General features: G+C 65.2%; 6 protein-coding genes. 2 read left to right on the top strand and 4 right to left on the bottom strand.

Translation table 11 applies throughout. The features are described from left to right. Both ACO1BU_RS35930 and ACO1BU_RS35925 read right to left on the bottom strand, forming a co-directional pair. Positions 1 to 687: hypothetical protein (locus ACO1BU_RS35930; RefSeq protein WP_424140671.1), on the bottom strand; the 687-nt coding region annotated here is incomplete at its 3' end. Between the two features lie 326 nt (positions 688 to 1,013). After that, positions 1,014 to 1,274: a hypothetical protein gene (locus ACO1BU_RS35925; protein WP_424140670.1), complete on the bottom strand. Its 261-nt coding sequence runs from the start codon at positions 1,272 to 1,274 to the stop codon at positions 1,014 to 1,016. Between the two features lie 528 nt (positions 1,275 to 1,802). On the opposite strand from ACO1BU_RS35925, the gene ACO1BU_RS35920 reads away from it, so the two are divergent. Further along, entirely contained in the window at positions 1,803 to 2,093 is a 291-nt protein-coding gene (locus ACO1BU_RS35920; RefSeq protein WP_424140669.1) for a hypothetical protein, read from the top strand. A 208-nt stretch (positions 2,094 to 2,301) separates the two neighbouring features. On the opposite strand, the gene vapC is transcribed toward ACO1BU_RS35920, so the two are convergent. Both vapC and vapB read right to left on the bottom strand, forming a co-directional pair. After that, a complete protein-coding gene (vapC, locus tag ACO1BU_RS35915) occupies positions 2,302 to 2,718 on the bottom strand; it encodes a type II toxin-antitoxin system tRNA(fMet)-specific endonuclease VapC (RefSeq protein ID WP_424140668.1) in 417 nt (138 codons plus the stop codon). Then, complete coding sequence (gene vapB / locus ACO1BU_RS35910; protein ID WP_424140667.1) at positions 2,718 to 2,942, bottom strand: type II toxin-antitoxin system VapB family antitoxin; 225 nt, start codon at positions 2,940 to 2,942, stop codon at positions 2,718 to 2,720. Before vapB ends, vapC begins: the two co-directional genes overlap by 1 nt. Before the next feature lie 158 nt (positions 2,943 to 3,100). On the opposite strand from vapB, the gene ACO1BU_RS35905 reads away from it, so the two are divergent. Beyond that, positions 3,101 to 4,321: an ISAzo13 family transposase gene (locus ACO1BU_RS35905; protein ID WP_424140666.1), complete on the top strand. Its 1,221-nt coding sequence runs from the start codon at positions 3,101 to 3,103 to the stop codon at positions 4,319 to 4,321. Positions 4,322 to 4,686 lie beyond the last annotated feature (365 nt).

Below are 4,686 nucleotides of genomic sequence, written 5' to 3'. Positions count from 1 at the left end.
GAGCCGTCGAGCGGGGCCGGGATGCCACGGCGCCCGGCCCCGCTGCGTCGCCATCACGGCGACACCGGCACGACTCGGCCCCGGAGTTCCCGGGGATGTTCGAACGCTGACTGGCACGAAGGGGGGCACGGACCTCCGCCGCCGCGGCATGGCGGCCTCCCCTCCAGGATAGGGTGTCAGCGAGGGGCAGGTATCCATGGCCGCCAGCGCTTCTCCGCCGCCCCTGGCTGGCCACTGCAAAACGCCCTCGCCTGGCAGGGTTAGGCGGATATCCCGTGCCCTCCACAGTGCTGTGGCGAAAGTGTCGTCATCTACCAGCGTCAGGATGATACCGCCTCCGGGGCCGTCGGAGGGCGTCACCAACCGCTCGACCTGAAACCGGATGCGCTCACCTCCGACGCTGGCGTTGATCATCGTGTCGCGGGGGATGTCCAGGCGCAGCTGCTGGTGCCGCAAGATCAGATCGGTTTCACTGCTGGACCGGCTGAGCGTGAAGCTCCAGCCCTTCGCGCGCTGTAGGTTCTCGACCTGGCAGACGATCGTGCGCAGACCCCCAATGGTTCGGGCACCGGAGATGAATTGCCATGAGCCGAACCTGCGTTCCACCCACCCTGGGGACAGCTGCGCGGAGGCCGTAGGAGCCGCCAGCCCCAGCATAAGCAGGCCCAGCAGACCAGCCGCGCGCATGAATTCGCTCCCGACAGTCAGGACATGCTCATGGTGGTCACACCTTCACCAATGACTCGAGAAAGCCATTTCTGACTGCACTGGAAGCTCGGCTTCCGTCACCTGCTCTGCTCTTGCCTTCGCAAGGCGGATGCGGGCGTGAGCGCTGGCTGGGCGACCGAGCGGACCCTGCTGTGGCGGTGCGGATACCCTGCCCCCTGCCGCGTGCTGCGGAGTGCGAACCACCTGGGACTGGTTGCGGCCGGCAGCCCGGAGGCATGGAGCATGGAGCATGGAGCATGGAGCATGGAGCATGGAGCATGGAGCATGGAGCATGGATGGCCCCATCAGTCCGGGACCCGCACCCCCAACCGCGCCGCTGCGGCCTCGAGCAGCGCCAAGTCGCCTTCGCGCCACTGCCGCCGAGCTAGCAACGTCATTGCGTCATGTGCAGGAAGCCCCAATGCCTCCCCAACGGCGGTGGCAAGGGTGATCCCCCGATCCTCCAGCTCCCGGCCGATCGCAAATTGAAGGCGGACCAGTCGCAGTCGCCGTACGCGGCGCTCCTCATGAGAAAGCTTCGGCTTTGCTGATGGTTCATGGCTCATGCGCCATCCTACACCCGGACCGCGAGACGAAGCAGTCCGGAGCCACGGGCGCTGGCGGTCAGCACGCCAAATCGGGGCATAACAGCCTCACTTCCCTCGAGGAGGGGCGCCAGGGACGCTTGGCTGCCCTTTTCGGGTGTCATGGGGAATTCCGTTGATCGATCGTCATGTACGCCTACATCCGGCACCATGCACCCGAACGCCATCACTCTGGCTGGCCGGACCTTCGTAGCCCTGCACAAGGCGCGTAAGCGGGCCGGTGGGCGCCCAGCTCTGTACCATGCCGTCACGCCGCATTGCCGTATGGCCCTCTGCGCCGACGAGCCAGGCGCCGGCTCTGGTTGGGCTGAGCCACCCGCACAGGAAGTTACCTGCCCGGCATGCCTCAAGCGCTTGGCGCGGCTCAGGAGCTAGATAAGAGCCTGCTGGAGACCGCGACGGGGCAAGTTGGGCCCTCGCTTAGGCGTCATTTTCGGTTCGCGTCAGACGACGCAAGACTTCCCGAACCACACAGGGAAGACGCGATTCGTGACTAAGCAGGACCAGTTCCTCTGGATCGTTCAGACCGCCATCATCGTGAACTCGGTGCGGCTGACCATTGATGCCAAGCCCAACCAGGATGTCACCGATATCGGGCTCACGGGCAATTGGGCAGCCATCTCGGACGCCGTTCGAGCGAGTGAGCTCATCCCGGCCGATTTGGATGCCGAAACTGCAGCCGATGAGTACTGCTCTTATATGCTTAGCAACCAGCGCCAGGAGGAGGCCGAAGCCCACGGGCACGTTTTGCAGTGCCCCGCCTGGTTTGCACACCCATAGAAGGCGTGCCCGTCATTCACTGACCCGAGAGCCCATATTCGGGCCTTGTAGCCTACAGCCCCACCTTCGTCGCTGCGTTGTCCACGAACAAGCTCGTGTCGGCCCTGCTCGCCAAATCCTCCTCCGGCCGGGGCACCACCCCACCCTCAGCGCCAAGCTCCGCGACCACGAGGATAAGGAGTTCGGCGGGCTCTTCGACCTCTAGAGTTCAGGCCGCCCCGGCCTCGGCCAGCCAGTCCTCGCAGCGTAGCCCTGCCACACGCGTGAACTCGCCCAGGTTCCCCGTCACGACCACCAGCCCGCGGCTGCGCGCGTGACCCGCGATCAGCAGGTCATAGGCCCCGATCACCCGTCCCTCCCGCTCAAGCACCGTCCGGATCTCCGCCGCATGCGCCGCCGCTTCCGCGTCGAAGGCCAGCACCTCTAGCCGCGCCACGAACCGCTCCACCTCCCGCCGGTTCTCGGTTGGCCGGGCCGACTTCCCCGCCCCGTGCAGCAGCTTTGTAAGCACCACCGTCGAGATGCACAGCGATCCGGCCTCGGCGTTGAAGCGTGCCCGCAGCCCCTGCGGCCGGTCGCGCAGCACCCGGATGCACAGGTTGGTGTCCAGCAGGTAGCGCAGCATCAGAAGCTCTCGCGCTCCTGCGCCCGCGGCTGCTCGCGCTCGGGCAACTCAATGCCGGGGGCCGCGAAGAAATCGTCCCAAGTGGCATTCGCCGGCACGATCACTCGCCGCGGGCCATCTCGCAGCACGGCCACCTCCCGTACCCCTTCAGGAAAGGCCACCTCCTTCGAGAGGCGTACGGCCTGTGTGCGGTTACTTCGAAACAGCGTTGTTCGGGTCATCATTCCACCCTCAGGATATACTTGATGTATATCCCTTAACACTGCCCGTTTCCAGCTCCGAAGGAAACTAAGGGCTCGTCCGCCGATAAGTGAATCGGCTTTGCGGCTGCGGTTGTGGGATAGTGCTTCTCCTGCGTTAGGCGGAGATGTAGCGTTGCGGGATGATCGACATTGACGGGATCCGGGCGCGGTTTTCGGAACTATCGGCGCATTTGAACGAACGTGGTCCGCGATTGCTTGCGGCATCGGAGGCGCGCGCTGCGGGCTACGGCGGGATCGCTGCGGTGTCGCGGGCGACGGGGCTGGCGGCGAGCACGATTGGCCGGGGCCTGAAGGATCTGGTGAGCGGGCTGCCGCCGGGACGTGTTCGCAAATCGGGCGGCGGCGGCAAGACGGCGGTGGAGCGGGACCCCGGGCTGTTGCCTGACCTGCTGTCGCTGGTGGAACCGGGGGCACGGGGTGACCCGATGTCGCCCCTGCGCTGGACTTGCAAGAGCCTGCGGCGGCTGGCAGCGGAACTGACGGCGCGCGGCCATCCGGTCAGCCGCACGGTGGTGGGTGAGTTGCTGGCGCGGGAGAAGTTCAGCCTGCAGGCCAATCGCAAGACGCGAGAGGGAAGCGAGCATCCTGACCGGGATGCGCAGTTCGCCCGCATCAATGCGAGCGTGGCGGCGGCGCTGGCGGCGCGGCAGCCGGTGATTTCAGTGGACACCAAGAAGAAGGAACTTGTCGGCGACTTCAAGAACGCGGGCCGGGAGTGGCGCGCGCAGGGCGAGCCCGAGGAGGTGCGGGTGCACGACTTCCTGCTGCCCGAACTCGGCCGTGCAGTGCCCCACGGCATCTACGACCTGGCGGCCAATGCAGGCTGGGTGGGTGTCGGCATGAACCACGACACCGCCGCTTTCGCGGTGCAGACGATCCGCCGCTGGTGGCAGGACATCGGCCGCCTTCGCTATCCTGAGGCCGAGCGCCTGGTGATCACCGCCGATGGTGGCGGCAGCAACGGCTCGCGCCTGCGGCTGTGGAAGTACGCGTTGCAAGGCTTGGCCGACGAGATCGGCCTCGCCATCGAGGTGCACCACCTGCCGCCAGGCACCAGCAAGTGGAACAGCTTCGAGCATCGCCTGTTCTCGTTCATCAGCATGAACTGGCGCGCCACGCCGCTGGTCAGCTATCGCGTCATCGTCGACCTGATCAGCGCCACCACCACAACCACCGGCCTGACCGTGCACTGCGAACTCGACGAACGTCACTATCCCAAGGGCACCGCCGTCTCCAACGAACAGATGGCCTCCCTCAACATCACCCGCCACATCTTCCATGGCGAATGGAACTACACCATCCACCCGCGCGACAACTCAGATGAAGCGGTTATCCGCTGACAAGCCCTAACAGGCTGCGGAAATTCGATTTTGGCGAGGCTTCTACGAAAATTTATTACGCTGCGTACGATTCGGGCACAGCAGTGTTGTGCACATCACGGTCTGTCCAATTCGGATTGTTCGTGTGGCTGGGCTGGAGCAGCGAATTTCCGCAGCCTGCTAAGTGGTAGATCCGCCCCAACGGAGAGGGCTGAGCGGGCAACAGCGAGCTATGGCCGAAACTGGGTGATGGCGATGTGAGAGAGGCGGCGTATCGAGGTGGGTGAAAGCCTGCCTGAACCTCCCGAAGGAGCGATACGCCGAGGATGAGCAGTACCACTGTCATCCCCCTGCGTCAGCCGGAGACGGTCGAGGATCCGCTGACG

Origin of the sequence: Roseomonas chloroacetimidivorans (assembly GCF_049629625.1) — a bacterium.
GTDB lineage: Bacteria > Pseudomonadota > Alphaproteobacteria > Acetobacterales > Acetobacteraceae > Roseomonas > Roseomonas chloroacetimidivorans.
The sequence above is the reverse complement of the archived record's forward strand: the minus strand, read 5'-3'. Positions and strand labels throughout refer to the sequence as shown.